This is a genomic window from Allorhizobium ampelinum S4 (genome assembly GCF_000016285.1).
Taxonomy (GTDB): Bacteria; Pseudomonadota; Alphaproteobacteria; order Rhizobiales; family Rhizobiaceae; genus Allorhizobium; species Allorhizobium ampelinum.
The window spans coordinates 346,099-363,926 of the sequence record NC_011981.1; the positions used below are offsets into that span (position 1 = coordinate 346,099).

Genomic DNA, 17,828 nt, shown 5'->3' on the forward strand with positions numbered 1-17,828 from the left:
GATTGGCAGAACATCGATAAGGTGTTCGTCTAGCATAGGACTTGTCGATGGTCGAGCCGACACCAAAACCTCAACAACCGAGAGCGAAGACATGAAAGCAATCATTATCAACGAATATGGCGACAACAGCGTGCTTAAATATGCCGACGTCAAAGATCCTGAGCCGAAAGCAGGCGAAGTGCTGGTTAAAGTCCATGCGGCAGGCGTCAACCCTGTGGATTGGAAGATTCGCAGTGGCGCTGGCCAGCGAATGGGGATGACCTTGCCAATCCATCTGGGCGGAGAGATTGCAGGCATTGTCGAAAAACTTGGACCAGGCGTCACCGAATTCAATCGAGGCGACGGCGTCTACGGCGTTATCAAACAGGGAGGTTTCGCGCAGTATGCGATCGCCAACACGACGGATGTCGCGCGCAAGCCCTCCACCCTCGATTTCATCGAAACGGCTGCTACGCCGCTCGGAGCATTAACCGCGTGGCAGGCCATGTTTGACGTTGCCAAACTTTCGACCGGCCAGCACGTGTTCATCACAAACAGCTCGGGCGGCGTCGGCTCCCTGGCAGTTCAGCTTGCGAAGGCCCGAGGCGCACATGTCACCGCGATGGCGTCCGCTCGAAACGAGGAGTATGTCCGCAGCCTCGGCGCCGACGAGTTCGTCGATTACACCAGGCAGCCTTTCGAAAACAGCGTTCGTGACATGGACGTCGTCTTTGACACGGTTGGAGGCGAGACATTCAAGCGAGCATTCACCACCCTGAGGCAGGATGGCTTCCTGGTGACGGCGGTCGCCTTTCCTTCTGACGAAGACAAGCAGCATGGCGTCGGCGTTGCCAGGGTGCAGTGCGTGCCAAATTCGCAGGAACTCACGCAAATCCGGGAATTGATAGAAGCAGGTAAGGTGAAGCCTTACGTCGCCACTGTCCTTCCGTTCGAGAGCGTCAAGGAGGCGCTTGAATTTTCCGAAGACGGGCATACTCGTGGCAAAATCGTCCTGCAAATCGCATGATGTGGCCCAATTATAACGACCTCTTTCAATCCAGGCCATGAGGGCGACTGCGCATACGGCAAGGCCGTTCAGGCAAAACTGGGTGAGTTAATCCTGACCAGCGCCGCCGAAAGCGATCCCGATCATGCGCGCTCCGAAAAAGTCGATCACCTCATTCTTGATCGCCGGACAAAGCTACGAAAGAGAGTGTGAAAGGGTCTACGGTTCCGACTGATGTTAGGAACGATCATGTCTTGGAATGCTTGAATTCCATTCTGTCGACCTTGCGTCGGAGGCGAGCGGTAATGAAAGTGGATCTTTGACAAAGGGTACACAGCAGATTTCAAGCCCAGATGATCGATAGAATGACTTGCAATAGCTCACCAATCAGCATAATTTTGAGTTATAGAAAAGGCGGCTATAACTCATGCAATGGAACTGGCAACTGCCCGATTGGCCAAACTTCTCCTATGACATTGAGAACATGGCCCCTTTGGAGCAAAGGTTTCTCCAGTCATCCGGTGAGGTTATCGGTGCTGTCAGGCATTTCAGTGACGACGACAGCAACCAATTGCGGATTGAGTTGCTGAGCGACGAAGCCATTAAAACGTCGGAGATCGAAGGCGAGTTCCTTGATCGAGCAAGCGTACAGTCGTCGCTGCGCCGACAATTTGGTCTCAATACAGACAATCGTCCGGTCCGACCACAAGAACGTGGGATCGCAGAGATGATGGCCGACGTCTATAAAAATTGGTCCGGCCCACTCCAGCATGAGGACCTTTTCCGTTGGCACTCGATGCTGATGGCGGGAACCCGATATATCGAAACAATTTGCGCCTACCGACGCCATAATGATGCAATGCAGATCGTCTCAGGTCGCCTGGACAAGCCTATAATCCATTTTGAGGCACCGCCATCCAGCCAGGTGGCTGCGGAAATGGCGCTTTTCATCGACTGGTTCAATCGGTCGGGGCCAGGCGGGTCAGTTCCATTATCTGCGCTGACCCGCGCAGCCATCGGACACCTCTATTTCGAAAGCATCCATCCCTTTGAGGACGGTAACGGTAGAATTGGACGCGCGTTAGCTGAAAAATCGCTAGCACAGAACATTGGGCAACCAAGTCTGATTTCGCTTGCCTTTACAATTGAGCGTGACCGAAAGGCCTATTACTGCGAACTTGAACGCCATCAGCGAAAGCTCGATATCACCGGATGGATTGTCTATTTTTCGCAGACAATCCTGGATGCCCAACAGGCGACGATTGATCGCATTGCCTTCTTCATTCAAAAGGCAAAATTCTACGATCGGTTTCGGGACCGGCTTAATGAACGCCAGGAAAAAGTCATCGCCCGTATTTTTCGAGAGGGTATTGCTGGTTTTAAAGGCGGGTTGAGCGCGGAAAATTACATTTCAATCACGGCCACATCGCGTGCGACAGCAACGCGTGACCTCCAGCACCTTGTCGAGATCGGCGCATTCACGCGCACCGGAGAGCGGCGACACACGCGGTACACCCTAACACTCCAAAGCTGACCAGCATTTCAAGAGGCCAACATTTCGATCGGATTATCTGCTCGTCGTTTCGTCCAGGTGTCGGAGAACCCCAAGGATATTGAGCGCATTTACACGTCGCGTAACGCTCTACCCTGTTGCTGTAGCGTTGTGAAATGGCTGTATCTGCGTTTGTGGATATTGGCCAAAGCGCCGACCTGCGGATGATAGGTCTTTGTTACGCCGCTTAAAGCTTCCATTGCCTGGCTGACACCTGAAAAGGCCTTTCCCGCCACAGCACCCAGAATCGCGGAGCCCAGCAACACCGGCTCATCCAGACCCGCAGCCACCACGGGCTTGCCGCAAGCATCGGCCAACACCTGCCGCACCAGATCGCTCTCACCAGCACCACCGCTGATCACCACTCGCTCAATAAACGCGCCCGATGCGGCCTGTGTCTCGATGATTTGCCGAAGACCATAGCCAATGCCGCACAGGCCCGCGATATAGAGCGCAACCAGACTATCAAAATCCCGATCCATGCCCAGACCAGCAATGATGGCACGTGCGTGGGGATCGGCAAAAGGCGCGCGGTTGCCGAGGAATTCCGGCACGATGTGCAGACCTTTCGCCAAATGCACGACATCGGGCAGGGCGTTGACCTTGGCCGCTGCCGCCTGCGCCAACAGAACCGGCCGCGCAACACCCTGTTCGCGTGCCTTTGCGGCTGCCTCCGGCGCTGCCGGGTGAAAGGCCAGCAATTGGTCAATGGCCGCACCGGCTGCACTCTGGCCACCCTCATTGAGCCACATGCCCGGCACCATGGCAGAATAATATGGCCCCCAGACACCGGGCACAAACACAGGCTCAACCGTTGAGGTCATGGTGCAAGAGGATGTGCCAAACACATAGGCCATATTGTCTTTCGGGCCGCTGCCAATGCCAACGGTGCCAATGCCGCCCGCGTGGGCATCAATCATGCCTGCGGCCACGGCCGTTCCATTTCTCAGGCCCATGGCGGCAGCGGCGGCTTCCGTTAGCCCCTGCCCCAGCGGCGTTCCGGGTTCGACAATCTGCTGGCCGATCCGGGCAAAACCTTCATCGGCAAGCTCTTCCAGCCCGATGGCGTGGAAATAGCTGGGGTCCCAGCGTTGTTCATGGGCCAGATAGGTCCATTTGCAGGTCACGGTACAGGTGGAGCGGGCAAGATCGCCCGTTGCTTTCCAGGTGAGAAAATCGGCAAGGTCGAAAAACTGCCAAGCGCTTTTGAAGGTGTCGGGGCGATTTTCCTTCAGCCAGAGAAGCTTGGGCGTTTCCATCTCTGGCGAGATTTTGCCGCCGACATAGCGCAACACGTCATGGCCAATGGTGTTGATTTTCTCCGCTTGCGTCACGGCACGTTGATCCATCCAGACGATAATGTCCCGCTCAGCAAGCTCTGACGAGCCAACGGGCAATGGCTTTCCCCCTTCACCCAGCACCACCAGCGAGCAGGTGGCATCAAAGCCTAGGCCGATGACATGAGCTGGATCGTCCACACCTTCGGCAACCTGCCGGACAACCGTGCAGACCGCATCCCAGATGTCTGTGCTGGACTGCTCGGCAATTGCCCCTGTCTCGCGAAACAGCGCAATATCGTGTTTGGCAACGGCTACAAGCGTACCGCTCAGATCAAACAGGCCGGCACGGGCGCTGCCTGTGCCGACGTCGACGCCGATAATGTAGCGCTCAAGCCCGGTCGCGATGGTGTCAGGTGCTTCGATCATGGCAAATGCTCTTCAAATATAGATGGGATAATGATGAGGATGAGGATGAGCGTCGATTAAAGATCGACGCTGTTGGGCACAATCACCAGATCACGGATGGTGACATTGCGGGGCCGCGACAGCATGAACAGCACGGCTTCGGCCACTTCCTGCGGCTGCATCAGGCTGCCATTGGCCAGCGCTTCATCCATCTTGGCTTTTGGCCAATCATCCAGCAATGCGGTGACGACTGGGCCGGGCAACACCGCACCCACGCGCACGCCATATTGCGAAACCTGCCTGCGGGTGGAATGGACAAAGGCCTGAACGGCAAATTTCGAGGCCGTATAAATCGGCTCCCACACCACTGGCACCACGCCTGCAATCGAGCTGGTAAACAGGATATCGCCGGATTTTTGCGCAATCAGATGCGGCAATACCGCATGAACTGAGCGGAAGGCTGCGTTGATATTGAGGTTGAGCATCCGGTCCCACGCATCTGGGTCGCCTTCTGCCACGGCACCGCCAATATAGGCTCCGGCATTGGCGTGGAAAATATCAAGCCCGCCTGCGACCTCCAGAATGCGCGGCAGCATGGCGGAAACCTCTGGCCCATTCAAAAGATCCACCACCAGCGGCTTGGCGCGCTCACCGAGCTCTGCGCAAAGCGTATCCAGCTTATCCTTGGCGCGGTCGATCAACACCACCGTTGCGCCTTCCGCCAGCAGAATTTTGGCGCAAGCGAGACCGATGCCCGATGCAGCACCGGTGATGGCGGCGACTTTGCCTTTCATGATATCTGTCATGATACAATTCTCCTTGTAAATCTTGTTAGGCGCGGCCGTGACTGACACGGGAGCGGCGCGCGAGCGAATCCACAATCACGGCAATGGCAAGCACTGCCCCGGTGATCATGTAGCGCAGTGATGAACTGAGGTTGAGAAGCGTCAAACCATTGGAAATCGCCTGAATGACGATGATCCCAAGCAGGGCCGAATAGGCACTGCCACGCCCGCCAAACAGGCTGGTGCCACCAATCACGGCGGCGGCAATGGCGTTCAAATTCACATCACCCGTGCCAGCCTGCTGGCTGGAGGATGCAAGGCGCGATGCCGACAACACGCCACCAAGCGCTGCAAGGGTGGAGCACAGCATAAAGGCGCTCATGTAAATGCGGCGGACATTGATACCAGCGCGGCGTGCGGCTTCACGATTGCCACCCACGGCAAACATTGAGCGGCCCCATTGTGTCTTGGTCAGCAGGTAATTGACCACCACCACCAGCGCCACGAACAGCGCAAACATCCAGGGCACGCCGCGTCCGAGATTGAGATAATAGACTGCAAATTCGAAGCCAAGCGTGAGGATGGCGGCTTTGATGAGCAAGCCACTCAAGGGCTTTGAGGACAGGTTGACCGCTTGGCGGCGCTTGCGCACGCTTAAGCCAAACACAACCATCACAATGCCGGGCACCAAAGCCAGCGTGAAGGACAGCCAATGCGGCATCACCAAAATCTGGCCAAACCGCACCAGAGGTGAGGCATAGGGCAGATTGATACTGCCCGTTGGGCCGAGAATGTAGAGCTGCATGCCCAGCAAGGCCAGCAGGCCAGACAGCGTGGCGACAAAGCTTGGCATGCCCATGCGATTATACATCACAGCGTAAAGCGCCCCCACGGCAGCACCTGTGACCAGCGCTGCAAAAATCGCAACAACCACCGGAAGGCCGGAATTGACCCACAACACGCCAATGATAGCCGAGGCCAGACCACTCATGGAGCCAACCGAGAGATCAATCTCACCCAACAGCAGCACGCAGACAATGCCCAGCGAAATAATGCCCACCGTTGCGCAATCAAACAGCAGATTGACCAGATTGTTGGGTGCCAGAAAAACCGGATTGAGAATGCTGAACACGGTGGAAATCACAATCAGCCCAATGGCAACTGGCAACATGCCCAGATCGCCCGATTTGATCCGATTGATAAAACTGCGCAGCATGGCCAGCACACCATCATCGTGGGTGACGCGCTCATCGCTGCGGTCCAAGGCTTGGGAGGACTTGGGTTCAGGGTTTGAAATATTGCTCATGCGGGTCTCCCCCTCGTGTCTGGGGCGCTGGTTTCTTGGCTATTTGTCTTGCGGGTCAGGCGGCGTGAGACGGAATTTTCCGTGGCCCCGGTGATGGAGGCAACCAGCTCTTGATTGGAGGCATCCGGGGTAAACACGCCGTTGTTCTTGCCCAGACGCAGCACCACAATGCGATCGGCCACGGCGCGCACATCTTCCATATTGTGGCTGATGATGATGACGCCCAGCCCGCGCTCGCGCACCCGCTCAATCAGGTTCAAAACTTCGGCTGTCTGGGCAACACCCAGTGCCGCCGTCGGCTCATCCAGCATGATGATTTTCGGGTCCAGCAGCAGCGAGCGGGCAATGGCAACCGTCTGGCGTTGACCGCCGGAGAGCGAGGCAATCGGCTCTCGCACCGATGGAATCCGCGCTGCCAGCTCTTTCAAAAGCGTCCATGCGCGCACTTCCATGGCCACTTCATCAAGGTTCCACGGCGCAAGCTCGTGACCAAGGAAAAGATTGGCCACCACATCCAGATTTTCGCACAAGGCAAGATCCTGAAACACCGTGGCAATGCCCAGCTCCAGCGCCCGGCTGGGACTATCGAGCGAAACGTTTTCGCCGCAAAATTCGATGGTGCCGGAGGTGGGCTGATGCACGCCAGCCAGCACCTTGATCAAGGTGGATTTGCCAGCGCCGTTATCGCCCACAAGGGCCACCACTTCGCCGGGCCACACTTCCAGATCAATATCCGTCAGCGCAGAGACAGCACCAAAATTCTTGGAAATATTGCGCAATTTCAGAATAGGGCCACCCGTTTTCGGGGCCGCTTGGTCATTTTGCACCATGGCGAAACGCTCTTTTCAGGTTCGGGGCATGTCCGATCCGGCGATGCCGGACCGAACACAGATCAGAACAATTACTGGGTGATGCCCAGCTTTTTGCAGCCAGTGGCATATTCACCCGTGCAGACTTCGGCAGGCGTCTGAATCTTCTTGTCAAAGATTTCTGCCTTGATGTTTTCTGCCGTCACAACAGCCGGAATGAACAGCTGCGAGGGGGTGTCATACAGCGTGGTCTTGGCTTCCGGCTTTTCGCCCTTCAGAAACTGAACGGTGACTTTGGCAGCCGCCGCCGCAACAATTTCCGATGGCTTGGAAATCGTGTTGTACTGGTCGCCGGAAATGATCAGCTGAAGTGCTGCAATGGTCGCATCATTGCCGGTAACGGGTGGCACCGGATTAACACCAGCCGCCTTGAAGGCCGCAATCGCACCGCCGCCTGTGCCGTCATTGGCGGCAACAACGCCCTTGATGTCTGCGCCAAAACGGGTGATCTGACCTGCCGCCCATTCCTGCGCCTTTGGTGGTGCCCATTCCGGCGTGTCGAATTCAGCCAGTGTTTTGTAGCCAGAATCCTTCAGGCCTTTATGAACACCATCGCGGATCAGGCCAGCGGCGGCATCGGTGGGCGAACCGTTGATTTGAAGAATGCCAGAACCCTGCGGCACGCCCTTGGCCTTCAGGTGCTCCACCAAAGACTTGGCAATAGCCTCGCCAATGCCAGCATTGTCGAAGGAGACGTAATAATCCGCTGCTTTCTTGGGAATAGGACGGTCATAGGCAATCACCTTCACATCCTGCGACTGCGCCAATTCGACCAGTGCTGCGGCAGCAGACGAATCCACCGGGTCCAGCACAATCACCTTTGCGCCTTGCGCAATCACTGAGTTGAATTGCTGTTGCTGAAGTGCGGTATCGCCATTGGCGTTTTGATAAATCACCGTGCATCCGGCGCACAGCTTGGCCATTTCTGCCTTGAAGCCCGGAAAATCGTGGTTTTCATAGCGTGTCGATGCCTGATCGGGCATCAGAAACGCAACCGTTGCCTTCTCCTGCGCCAAGGCAGAGCCTGCAAACATGGCAGCGGCAGCAACCGACACCATCATCATGGAATGAAATTTCATAGCTTCCTCCTCTAGAACCCAAAACCAGTATCGAGAGACGCATGCCGATGAAGACCGTGATCACGGCACATCAAACGCACGATGATGCGACAACAATCCTGAATTGCTTGAACGCCTCCCGGTCAACCCTCCAAAGCCAACCAACTTCATCGATTGAGCAACGTTGCTCAATCGATGACGCAAGAATTGCCATCTTCTGACTTTGATGTCAAGTTGGGTTTCAACGGGAGGCGCTTGTGAATCAGAAAAAAACTGCCAAGAAGACGACGATCTATGATCTGGCCGAGCTTGCGGGCACATCGGCCAGCGCTGTGAGTGCTGTTTTGAACGGCAATTGGAAGAAGCGCCGGATCAGCACGCAATTGGCGGAAAAAATCAGACGGATTGCTGAAGAGCAAGGCTATGCGCTCAACATGCAGGCCAGCCTGCTGCGCCGGGAAAAATCCCAGATCATCGGCATGATCGTCCCTAAGTATGACAACCGTTATTTTGGCTCGATCGTAGAGACCTTCGAGGACATGGCGCGCTCGCGCGGCCTTTTCCCGATTATCACCTGCACGCGACGTGACCCGGAGCTTGAAGTAGAGGCCGCACGGACTCTGCTGTCCTATCAAGTGGAATGGCTGGTTTCGACCGGAGCAACCAACCCCGACCGGATCACCGAAATATGCACCTCCGCCGGCGCGCGCAGCATTAATCTCGACCTGCCGGGAACAGCAGCACCTTCCGTTATTTCGGATAATTTTGCAGGGGCGCGGGAATTGACCCGTCGTATTCTAAAAAATTGCCACAGCAAGACCGGCAAGGCCGCACCCCTGCTGTTTGTTGGCGGGCGCGCCACTGATCACAACACCTTGGAGCGGGTGCGCGGTTTTCGGGCAGCCCATCAGGATATGGGCGTTCCGATCGATGAACGCCACATACTCACCTGCGGATACGCCCCGGAAAAAGCAGAAAAAGCTTTGCAAACATTGGCGATGGTTGAAGGCGAAATTCCGGGCGGAATGTTTGTAAACTCCACCATCTCTCTGGAAGGCGTCATGCAGTGGCTCAAGACCTCCGGCTATGTCGCGGATCGGCTACCAGCGATGGGCTGTTTCGACTGGGATCCCTTTGTGGCGCTTTTGGGTGGCGACATCGAAATGGTGCGCCAGGATGTCGATGGCATGCTCAAGGCGGTTTTTGAGATTATCGATACAGGAATATCACAGACTACATTCATTGAGGTGCCGCCGTTATTCTCTGGGCAAGCAAATGCTGAGGTGAAAATCACCCCTTAAACTCTGAACTGACCGACTGCCCGGATACCGTTCGATCAGGCAAACTAGCACACCTGTACGAGTTGACCTTACGCCGCCTATGCCGCTGAAGTTACGCGGGGCTGGGGCAGAGCGAAAGGATCTAGCGATGAGAACACTCAAAATCGGATTGATTGCTGCAATTGGCATGGCATTCGCGATATCAAGCGCCTCGGCCTCAATTCCGCGTCTCGCTTCACCATCAGAGGCTCAGCATTCAGCGAAACCTGCCATGGTTCAGACAGCCAGCTTTGCGCAGGGGTGCCACGACCCCAATTATTCATGGTATGAATACAGTGGTTGGGAAGCAATCGGATGCCTGGTCAGCGGTCAGTGGCCCTGAATTATTCGTACTGAACAACGCGCTCGCCCTACCCATGGTTTGGCGGGCCGTTTGCGTTGATTGCATGCCTAACTGGGGGCATTAACGGCCTTTCTTCAATATCAAAACGAATATGCGTTAGGTCGATTATGGTCCGCCGCGAGGAGGAAAAATGAAAGTTACGATCATTGCCGCAGCCTTGCTTTTTAACGCCACGGCACTTGCGCAAGCGGCATCGTGCGAGAATAATTTCAAAGTGAGCGGCGTCCCCATGGTCACCGCATTAAGCTATCGCTCGTGGCAGGAATACCCCAAAGCCAATTCCGCGGTTGTTCTGAAAAAGCTGGCTCAGGCCGTGGCGGCGGAAGGCTTTTCCGGCATAAAGGTCAACAAGGAATTGTCGTCTATTGACGCTTTCCAGGAAACCAGTGGGAGTGGCCGGATTCAGACCCTGCGGGTTGTCGCGCGTCAGAAAGGGGCAGGCGTCAGGGTCGATGCTGTCTTTGATATCCAGCCCGGTCAACTCACCAGCAAGGACGTTGTGCGTACAGGCATCTGCAAAATTATCGATTCAGCCATCTGACGGCTATCACAGTTGCTCAGATATCTTGACGTTCATGCTGTCTGCCGTTTTGACGACTGCCCCCATAAGGGGGCAGCAGCTTCGCTGATCTCGTCGTGGAGCATCAACTGGTTGTTCATGTTCACGTCGAGGCTCAAAGCTGAAACAGCGGCTGACCCGAAAGGGAAGATCAGCTGCGCGGTTGCGTCAGCGCCAAGACAACAGTCAATGCGGCCAGGGCGGCTGTCAGGGTCAAGGGTCCCGCAGCGCCATAATGATCGACGACATAGCCGCCGACAACCGCGCCAATCGTGATCGCGACCTGGAAAGACACGACCATCAGGCTGCCCGCTGCCTCCAGGGCGTCAGGTGCGCTGCGCGATAGGTTGGTCGGCAGCACCACGGGTGCCATGCCGAAGGCAAAGCCCCAAAGCGTTACCAGGCTGAAGGCAACGCCGACATAACTGCCCCAAAGCACCAAGGCGAGCGCCGCAGATGCCATCAGCGCGGCGGTGACAGCGAGTGCCATATGAATACTGGCGTCCGCCATCCGGCCACCCGCAACGTTACCGATCACCGAGGCAACGCCAAACCCGAGAAGTGTCAGGGCAATCGGTCCGGTTTCAAGCAGGGTCACCTGTTCAAGGAAAGGACGGACATAAACCGAGCCGGCAAAATGTCCCGTCATCAACAAAAGGATGGCCAACATTCCAAGTTGAACGCCACGCCGCCGCGTCAGCCGGAAAACATCAGAGAGACTGTTGCTTGTGCTTGCAGGCAGCGTCGGCAAGCAGATTACCTGTAGCAACATGGCAATTGCAGCAAGTCCCGCGGTCATCGACATGGCGCTGCGCCAGCCCAGCCAATCGCTGATCAAAGCGCCTATCGATGGCGCGGCTATCGTTGCGAGTGAGACGCCGAGCGTGACGATCGCCATGCCCCGTCCTGTTGCATTGGCCCCAACCAACCTGGCGACGACGGCAACCGAAAGCGCCCAGAAGCCGCTGAGGGCAATGCCGAGGCCTGCCCGACCGAGCATCAATAGCCAAAAGTCCGTCGCCACCGCTGCAAGAATATTGGAGCCGATTGCCAAGCCACTGAGGCCGACCAGTACTGTCTTGCGGTTTAATCTGCCGATCAGGACATTGCTCAACAGGGCCGTGATGGCGCCCACGAAAGCCGTGGCAGTCACGACCTGTCCGGCTGTTCCCTCGCTGATCCCAAGATCACGGGCCATAGGCGTCAGCAAGCCTGCTGGCAGGAACTCAGCCGACACCAGCGCAAAACTGGTGGCCGCCATCGAAAGGACGGCAAACCAGGTGGCAGGGCTCCACGCAACCGGCTCAGCGGTATCGAGGTCTATAGCTGCGCTGTTAAATTGTGATGTTCTGTCCGTCATTGACGTATCTCCTGAATCCAGAAGCACTTCATAGACGAAAGATTTGGGATTATATGTAGCTTAAAATCCGAAAACCATGTCCGTTCGTCCGGAAACTGTGCGGCGCACAACGCCCGGGGAGAGCGTGGTAATCCGTTTGAAAGCGCGGGCGAAAGACGCCTCAGATTCATAGCCCAGGCGAGATGCAACCTCGGCAACCGACATGCCACCTTGCCCCAACAACTCACGGGCAAGCTGCATGCGCAGGCGGGCGAGATAGCGTGCCGCGCCTTCTCCTAAAATAGCGCTGAAGCGTTCGGCAAAAATCGAGCGCGATTGGCCCGCCACACCGGCAAGGCTTTCAAGCGTCCAGTTATGGCCCGGATCGCGGTGCATGGCGGCCAATACACGACCAAGATGAGGGTCGCGGATGGCGGCGAGCCAGCCGGTGGTTGCGGCTCCGCTGCAATTGACCCAACAGCGGATAAGCCGCGCAACGAGCAAGTCAGCCATACGCGACAGGATCGTCGCGCTGCCCATCTGAGGCTGCGAAGCCTCTGCCGTCATAGCCGCCAGCAGGGGGCCAATAACCGGGTCATTGCCAGCGACATCGCAGCCCTTGATGATTGGCGGCATCAAGGCGATCAAAGGATCAAGGGCATATGCGCTCAAAGCCATGGAACCGCAGAAAAGAGTGCTGGTCGCCCCCGTTCCTTCCCGCACCAACTCGCAAACCTTGTTGCTCAACCTTTTTATCTGACAGCTTTTGAGCGAGTCGCCTTCAACATCCGGCGCGCTTGCCAACCGATGTGCGATACCTTGCGGCAGTAGCACCAGATCCCCATCATTCAATTCCTGCCACCCTTGGGCTTCGGTATGAATCCAGCATGGACCTTGGCTGACAAAGTGGAATCGAAGCAGCTGCTGGTGCGGCAAGGCGATGCTCCACGGATGCCGCAGTTCGCAGCGCCCATAATTGACCCCACTCAAGCGAAAGTCCTGTAGAACTTCGCTTAGCGCATCCATTGGGATATTTGACGGCGACAACCGTTGAGACGAATGATCAGACATTATCCAATTTTAGGCACCAAACGTCTGGCGCGCAAGTACGAAGTTTTATGAATTCGAGCGTGATCCCCGCCCATAGCACCCCCTCTCATTCCAGTCAGCCAATGGATTGAGGCCCAGTCCGACAGGCCCAGTCCGAAAGACGAAGGGTATCCGCCCCTCGATAGTTTATATCTTTTCAAGACCTTCCGCTTGCGAATGAATAGACGCTGGCCTCTCTAACGCAGATCAATCGTCACTTTGGGATGCAGTTCGCGAAACCGCGGCAGTGCTGGCGCGATTATGTGCAAACCGTTCGGCAGCGACGCCGCAATTTGCAAGGTGCTCGACGGCTCCACCCGTCCGGCTTTCGCACCTGTTCGATTTTTTCGGCATCGCACGACAACTGAAGCGCACGATCATGCAGATCGCGGCCTTCGGCCATGAGTTTCAACGATCGTGTCGTGCGGTTGAAAAGCGACTGCATTTTTCCTGGGGAGAGCTATCCGTTCGGCGGTATAGTTGTTGACGAAATTTCAGCCTCGTATACCATATTTAGTGTTCGAGGTTCTTTCGATTCTCAGTACGAATCGAAAGCTAAGACGGGAATGCGGTGCGCCGGACCAGAGATGGTCGGGCAATGCCGAAGCTGCCCCCGCAACTGTAAGCGGCGAGCATTTATCCAGTGAAAGCCACTGAAACATCATGTTTCGGGAAGGCGAGGATGGATGCAACGACCCGCGAGCCAGGAGACCTGCCTCAAACGAAAACGTCCACGGGCGGGGTGCGCGGAAGGTCGCGTGACGGCAAGCGATATGATGTCGCTTGTCAGCGTTTCCTTGCCGACAATCCGTCAAAACACTTCGGGGTGAAGGCATGCGTGATTTTTCCTGTAACGGTCCGGCGTTTAAACGAAGACGGTCGCTGAAGAGCGTCTGAGCTGCTGTCATTCTCCCACTCAATGTCTAGAAACGAGCGTCGGCAACGACGTCTTCGGAGGCCTTTCTGCGGCCAAAAATCAAAACCCAACGAGGATATGATGACCATCACCGTTTACAGCAAACCTGCCTGCGTCCAGTGCAGCGCAACCACCCGCGCGCTCGATCGTCAGGGCCTCGACTACCACATCGTCGACATTTCCGTCGATGAGGACGCCTATGCCAAGGTTCAAGGTCTTGGCTATCGGCAGGTTCCCGTCGTCATCGCTGGCGATACCCATTGGGCGGGTTTTCGTCCCGACATGATCAACGCGTTGGCGTAAGTGTCTGGCGATGGGGCTGATTGTCTATTTTTCCAGTGCCTCGGAAAACACCCATCGCTTTGTCGGCAAGCTTGGTTTGCGCGCGTCACGTATCCCCGTCAGCCCGCGGAGCGGCAATCCGTCGATCACTGAACCTTACGTTCTAATCGTCCCAACCTATTCGGGTGACGATGGCAAAGGGGCCGTTCCAAAACAGGTCATCCGCTTCCTCAATGATGCGGACAACCGCTCTCATCTCCGGGGCGTGATCGCCGCGGGCAATAGTAATTTCGGCGAGACGTTCTGTCTCGCCGGCGACGTGATCTCACAGAAATGTCGAGTGCCGTACCTTTACAGGTTCGAACTGCTCGGCACGGACGAAGATGTCGCCAATGTCAAATATGGGATGGAACGATTTTGGATGTCACAACTTTCGAGCGCCCTTTGAAGGCGGACGAACAGGCGCTGGATTATCACGCGCTGAACGCGATGTTAAACCTCTACGATGAGGATGGTAAAATCCAACTCGATAAGGACGCTCTGGCGGCAAAACAGTATTTCTTGCAGCACGTCAACCAGAACACCGTCTTCTTCCATAATCTACGGGAGAAGCTCGATTACCTCGTGGACGAAGGCTACTATGAGCAAGCGGTGTTGGACCAGTATGCGTTCAACTTCGTCCGCGATCTTTTCGATCATGCCTATGTGAAGAAGTTTCGCTTTCCGACCTTTCTCGGCGCCTTCAAATATTACACTAGCTACACGCTGAAGACCTTCGACGGAAAGCGCTATCTGGAGCGCTACGAAGACCGGATCTGCATGGTGGCATTGACGCTGGCGCAGGGCAATGAGGCTTTGGCGCGGGACATGGTCGATGAGATTATCTCCGGTCGCTTCCAGCCGGCGACGCCGACCTTTCTCAATGCCGGCAAGAAGCAACGCGGCGAACTGGTCTCCTGCTTCCTGCTGCGCATGGAAGACAATATGGAAAGCATCGCCCGTGGCATCAACTCGGCATTGCAACTTTCCAAGCGTGGGGGTGGGGTGGCGTTATCCCTGACCAATATCCGCGAGGCTGGTGCACCGATCAAGCAGATCGAGAACCAGTCCTCGGGCGTCATCCCGGTGATGAAGTTACTGGAGGACAGTTTTTCCTATGCCAACCAGCTCGGTGCGCGCCAGGGGGCAGGGGCTGTCTACCTGAATGCCCATCATCCCGATATCATGCGCTTCCTCGATACCAAGCGTGAAAACGCCGACGAGAAGATTAGGATCAAGACGCTGTCACTCGGTGTGGTGATCCCCGACATCACCTTTGAATTGGCGAAGAACAATGAGGATATGTATCTGTTCTCACCCTACGACGTGGAGCGTGTCTACGGCGTCGCTTTTTCCGAAATCTCAGTCACGGAAAAATACCGCGAGATGGTCGCCGACAGCCGCATTCGTAAGAAGAAGATCAAGGCGCGTGATTTCTTCCAGGTGCTCGCCGAAATCCAGTTCGAGAGCGGCTATCCGTACATCATGTTTGAGGACACGGTGAACCGCGCCAACCCGATAGCCGGACGCATTTCGATGAGCAATCTCTGCTCGGAAATCCTACAGGTGAGCGACGTCAGCACTTATAATGACGACCTGTCCTACAAGACCATGGGTAAGGACATCTCCTGCAATCTCGGGTCCTTGAACATCGCAGCCGTGATGGATTCCTCGGACTTCGGCAGGACCATTGAGACCGCGATCCGGGCGCTGACCGCCGTGTCCGACATGAGCCATATCTCTTCGGTTCCATCGATCGAGAAGGGAAATGATGACAGCCATGCGATCGGCCTTGGCCAGATGAACCTGCACGGCTATCTCGCACGCGAGCGCATCTTCTACGGATCGGAAGAGGGCATCGATTTCACCAACATGTATTTCTACACGGTGACCTATCACGCCATCCGTGCCTCGAACCGGATTGCTGCCGAGCGCGGCACGAGCTTCAAGGGCTTCGAGAACTCGAAATATGCATCCGGCGAGTATTTCGACAAGTATACGCAAACCGAATGGCTTCCAGCGACCAGGCGCGTCGCAGAACTATTCGAAACGGCCGGAATCTCAATCCCGACACAGGAAGACTGGTTGGCGCTGAAAGAGGTGGTGATGGCGTCCGGCCTTTATAACCAGAACCTTCAGGCTGTGCCACCGACGGGGTCGATCTCCTACATCAACCATTCGACCTCCTCGATCCATCCGATCGTCTCGAAGATCGAGATCCGCAAGGAAGGCAAGATCGGCCGCGTCTACTATCCGGCCGCCTTCATGAGCAATGATAACCTTGATTACTATCAGGACGCCTATGAGATCGGACCCGAGAAGATCATAGACACTTATGCGGCCGCCACCCAGCATGTGGATCAAGGTCTTTCGCTGACGCTGTTCTTCCGTGACACCGCAACGACCCGCGACATCAATCGGGCACAGATCTACGCCTGGAAGAAGGGCATCAAGACCATCTATTACATTCGCCTTCGCCAGATGGCGCTGGCCGGCACGCAAGTGCAGGGCTGCGTATCCTGCGCGCTGTGAGATCGAGATATCACATGAACATACAGATGAAGACCAACACCCCGACGCAAACCAAGCCGGTGCGAGCGATCAACTGGAACCGCATCAACGACGACAAGGACCTGGAGGTCTGGAACAGGCTGACCGGTAATTTCTGGCTGCCGGAGAAGGTGCCGTTGTCAAACGACATTCCATCCTGGGCGGCGTTGAAGCCGGAAGAACAACAGTTGACCATCCGCGTCTTCACGGGGCTGACCCTGCTCGATACCATACAGACGAGCATCGGTGCGCCAACATTGATGGAGGATTCCATCACGCCGCATGAGGAGGCGGTCTATTCGAACATTTCGTTCATGGAAGCGGTGCATGCCCGTTCCTATTCCTCGATCTTTTCGACCCTGTGTTCGACATCCGACGTGGATGATGCCTATCGCTGGTCCGAAGAAAACGAGTTTCTGCAAAAGAAGTCGGCGCTGATCCTCGAACACTACCGCAATCCTGACCCGCTGAAACGCAAGATCGCCAGTGTGTTCCTGGAAAGCTTCCTGTTTTACTCCGGCTTCTATCTGCCGATGTTTTGGTCGAGCCGCGCCAGGCTCACCAACACGGCAGACATGATCCGTCTCATCATCCGCGACGAGGCTGTACATGGCTATTACATCGGCTACAAGTTTCAGCGTGGTCTCGAGCCCTTAAGCGAGGAGCAGCGGCAGGAAACCAAGGACTTCGCCTTCGACCTGCTGCTTGAGCTCTACGACAACGAGGCCAAATACACCGAGGCGCTCTATGACGGTGTCGGACTGACAGAGGACGTCAAAAAATTTCTGCATTACAACGCGAACAAGGCGCTGATGAACCTCGGCTACGAGGCTCTGTTTCCGCCGGAGGCCTGCAAGGTCAATCCGGCAATCCTGTCGGCACTCTCGCCGAATGCCGATGAGAATCATGATTTCTTTTCGGGCTCAGGCTCGTCCTATGTCATCGGCAAGGCAGTTGCGACTGAGGACGAGGACTGGGATTTTTAAGCACAATACAGCCTGATATTTTACGCCTTCCCTCGACTATCAACCATGGGGTCGTAGGTGCGATCCCCTCAAGGCTGCACCCGAGATGTCGATCAGACATTTACGATATTGGCGTGCAGATGAATGCAGAAGGGCTTTGACGGCA

The 17,828-nt window shown here is 55.9% G+C and carries 15 protein-coding genes, 1 pseudogene and 1 riboswitch; of the genes and pseudogenes, 8 read left to right on the plus strand and 8 right to left on the minus strand.

Going from position 1 to position 17,828, the window contains the following annotated elements:
• The first annotated feature begins 91 nt into the window (after positions 1-91).
• Together AVI_RS27215 and AVI_RS27220 are read left to right on the plus strand one after the other, a co-directional pair.
• Positions 92-1,006: an NADP-dependent oxidoreductase gene (locus AVI_RS27215; protein ID WP_015918474.1), complete on the plus strand. Its 915-nt coding sequence runs from the start codon at positions 92-94 to the stop codon at positions 1,004-1,006.
• Between the two features lie 406 nt (positions 1,007-1,412).
• Complete coding sequence (locus AVI_RS27220) at positions 1,413-2,519, plus strand: Fic family protein (RefSeq protein WP_015918475.1); 1,107 nt, start codon at positions 1,413-1,415, stop codon at positions 2,517-2,519.
• 89 nt (positions 2,520-2,608) lie between these two features.
• Here AVI_RS27220 and AVI_RS27225 read toward each other — a convergent pair whose 3' ends face one another.
• From AVI_RS27225 to AVI_RS27245, 5 genes are all read right to left on the minus strand, one after another.
• Positions 2,609-4,243 (minus strand): FGGY-family carbohydrate kinase, encoded by a 1,635-nt coding sequence (locus AVI_RS27225; protein WP_015918476.1) that lies wholly within the window; start codon positions 4,241-4,243, stop codon positions 2,609-2,611.
• A 56-nt stretch (positions 4,244-4,299) separates the two neighbouring features.
• Positions 4,300-5,028 (minus strand): SDR family oxidoreductase, encoded by a 729-nt coding sequence (locus tag AVI_RS27230; RefSeq protein WP_015918477.1) that lies wholly within the window; start codon positions 5,026-5,028, stop codon positions 4,300-4,302.
• 25 nt (positions 5,029-5,053) lie between these two features.
• Complete coding sequence (locus AVI_RS27235; protein ID WP_015918478.1) at positions 5,054-6,313, minus strand: sugar ABC transporter permease; 1,260 nt, start codon at positions 6,311-6,313, stop codon at positions 5,054-5,056.
• Positions 6,310-7,143 carry an ATP-binding cassette domain-containing protein gene (locus AVI_RS27240; RefSeq protein ID WP_015918479.1) on the minus strand — a complete coding sequence of 278 codons (834 nt, stop codon included), beginning with the start codon at positions 7,141-7,143 and terminating at the stop codon, positions 6,310-6,312. Before AVI_RS27240 ends, AVI_RS27235 begins: the two co-directional genes overlap by 4 nt.
• 71 nt (positions 7,144-7,214) lie before the next feature.
• The gene (locus AVI_RS27245) at positions 7,215-8,261 is read right to left on the minus strand and encodes an ABC transporter substrate-binding protein (RefSeq protein ID WP_015918480.1); all 1,047 of its coding nucleotides are present in this window, start codon (positions 8,259-8,261) and stop codon (positions 7,215-7,217) included.
• Positions 8,262-8,497: 236 nt separating this feature from the next.
• Here AVI_RS27245 and AVI_RS27250 point away from each other — a divergent pair, with 236 nt between their 5' ends.
• A complete protein-coding gene (locus AVI_RS27250) occupies positions 8,498-9,541 on the plus strand; it encodes a LacI family DNA-binding transcriptional regulator (protein ID WP_015918481.1) in 1,044 nt (347 codons plus the stop codon).
• A gap of 512 nt (positions 9,542-10,053) precedes the next feature.
• Positions 10,054-10,464: a hypothetical protein gene (locus AVI_RS27255; protein ID WP_015918482.1), complete on the plus strand. Its 411-nt coding sequence runs from the start codon at positions 10,054-10,056 to the stop codon at positions 10,462-10,464.
• A gap of 169 nt (positions 10,465-10,633) precedes the next feature.
• Here AVI_RS27255 and AVI_RS27260 read toward each other — a convergent pair whose 3' ends face one another.
• From AVI_RS27260 to AVI_RS31645, 3 genes and pseudogenes are all read right to left on the minus strand, one after another.
• Positions 10,634-11,842, minus strand: coding sequence for an MFS transporter (locus AVI_RS27260; RefSeq protein WP_015918483.1), 1,209 nt, complete (start codon positions 11,840-11,842; stop codon positions 10,634-10,636).
• 60 nt (positions 11,843-11,902) lie between these two features.
• Positions 11,903-12,892, minus strand: a complete 990-nt coding sequence (locus AVI_RS27265) for an AraC family transcriptional regulator (RefSeq protein WP_015918484.1) — start codon at positions 12,890-12,892, stop codon at positions 11,903-11,905.
• A 218-nt stretch (positions 12,893-13,110) separates the two neighbouring features.
• Positions 13,111-13,349 (minus strand): annotated as a pseudogene (locus tag AVI_RS31645) (LysR family transcriptional regulator); the annotation flags it as partial.
• A 67-nt stretch (positions 13,350-13,416) separates the two neighbouring features.
• A riboswitch (cobalamin riboswitch) is annotated at positions 13,417-13,644 on the plus strand.
• A 263-nt stretch (positions 13,645-13,907) separates the two neighbouring features.
• Here AVI_RS31645 and nrdH point away from each other — a divergent pair.
• Genes nrdH through nrdF form a run of 4 tightly spaced genes read left to right on the plus strand, consistent with a single transcriptional unit; the run spans position 13,908 to position 17,683 of the window.
• Entirely contained in the window at positions 13,908-14,129 is a 222-nt protein-coding gene (gene nrdH, locus AVI_RS27270; protein ID WP_041700049.1) for a glutaredoxin-like protein NrdH, read from the plus strand.
• 10 nt (positions 14,130-14,139) lie between these two features.
• Positions 14,140-14,556: a class Ib ribonucleoside-diphosphate reductase assembly flavoprotein NrdI gene (gene nrdI, locus AVI_RS27275; protein ID WP_015918486.1), complete on the plus strand. Its 417-nt coding sequence runs from the start codon at positions 14,140-14,142 to the stop codon at positions 14,554-14,556.
• Positions 14,553-16,679, plus strand: a complete 2,127-nt coding sequence (gene nrdE / locus AVI_RS27280; protein ID WP_187152425.1) for a class 1b ribonucleoside-diphosphate reductase subunit alpha — start codon at positions 14,553-14,555, stop codon at positions 16,677-16,679. Before nrdI ends, nrdE begins: the two co-directional genes overlap by 4 nt.
• Positions 16,680-16,693: 14 nt before the next feature.
• The gene (gene nrdF / locus AVI_RS27285; RefSeq protein ID WP_015918488.1) at positions 16,694-17,683 is read left to right on the plus strand and encodes a class 1b ribonucleoside-diphosphate reductase subunit beta; all 990 of its coding nucleotides are present in this window, start codon (positions 16,694-16,696) and stop codon (positions 17,681-17,683) included.
• Positions 17,684-17,828 lie beyond the last annotated feature (145 nt).

Excerpts from the sequence above, each read along its gene's own strand:
- AVI_RS27230 (WP_015918477.1), bottom strand. The coding sequence starts at position 5,028 with ATGACAGATATCATGAAAGGCAAAGTCGCCGCCATCACCGGTGCTGCA.
- AVI_RS27265 (WP_015918484.1), bottom strand. The coding sequence starts at position 12,892 with ATGTCTGATCATTCGTCTCAACGGTTGTCGCCGTCAAATATCCCAATG.
- AVI_RS27220 (WP_015918475.1), top strand. The coding sequence starts at position 1,413 with ATGCAATGGAACTGGCAACTGCCCGATTGGCCAAACTTCTCCTATGAC.
- AVI_RS27260 (WP_015918483.1), bottom strand. The coding sequence starts at position 11,842 with ATGACGGACAGAACATCACAATTTAACAGCGCAGCTATAGACCTCGAT.
- AVI_RS27235 (WP_015918478.1), bottom strand. The coding sequence starts at position 6,313 with ATGAGCAATATTTCAAACCCTGAACCCAAGTCCTCCCAAGCCTTGGAC.
- AVI_RS27255 (WP_015918482.1), top strand. The coding sequence starts at position 10,054 with ATGAAAGTTACGATCATTGCCGCAGCCTTGCTTTTTAACGCCACGGCA.
- AVI_RS27245 (WP_015918480.1), bottom strand. The coding sequence starts at position 8,261 with ATGAAATTTCATTCCATGATGATGGTGTCGGTTGCTGCCGCTGCCATG.
- AVI_RS27240 (WP_015918479.1), bottom strand. The coding sequence starts at position 7,143 with ATGGTGCAAAATGACCAAGCGGCCCCGAAAACGGGTGGCCCTATTCTG.
- nrdF (WP_015918488.1), top strand. The coding sequence starts at position 16,694 with ATGAACATACAGATGAAGACCAACACCCCGACGCAAACCAAGCCGGTG.
- nrdH (WP_041700049.1), top strand. The coding sequence starts at position 13,908 with ATGACCATCACCGTTTACAGCAAACCTGCCTGCGTCCAGTGCAGCGCA.
- AVI_RS27225 (WP_015918476.1), bottom strand. The coding sequence starts at position 4,243 with ATGATCGAAGCACCTGACACCATCGCGACCGGGCTTGAGCGCTACATT.
- AVI_RS27215 (WP_015918474.1), top strand. The coding sequence starts at position 92 with ATGAAAGCAATCATTATCAACGAATATGGCGACAACAGCGTGCTTAAA.
- nrdI (WP_015918486.1), top strand. The coding sequence starts at position 14,140 with ATGGGGCTGATTGTCTATTTTTCCAGTGCCTCGGAAAACACCCATCGC.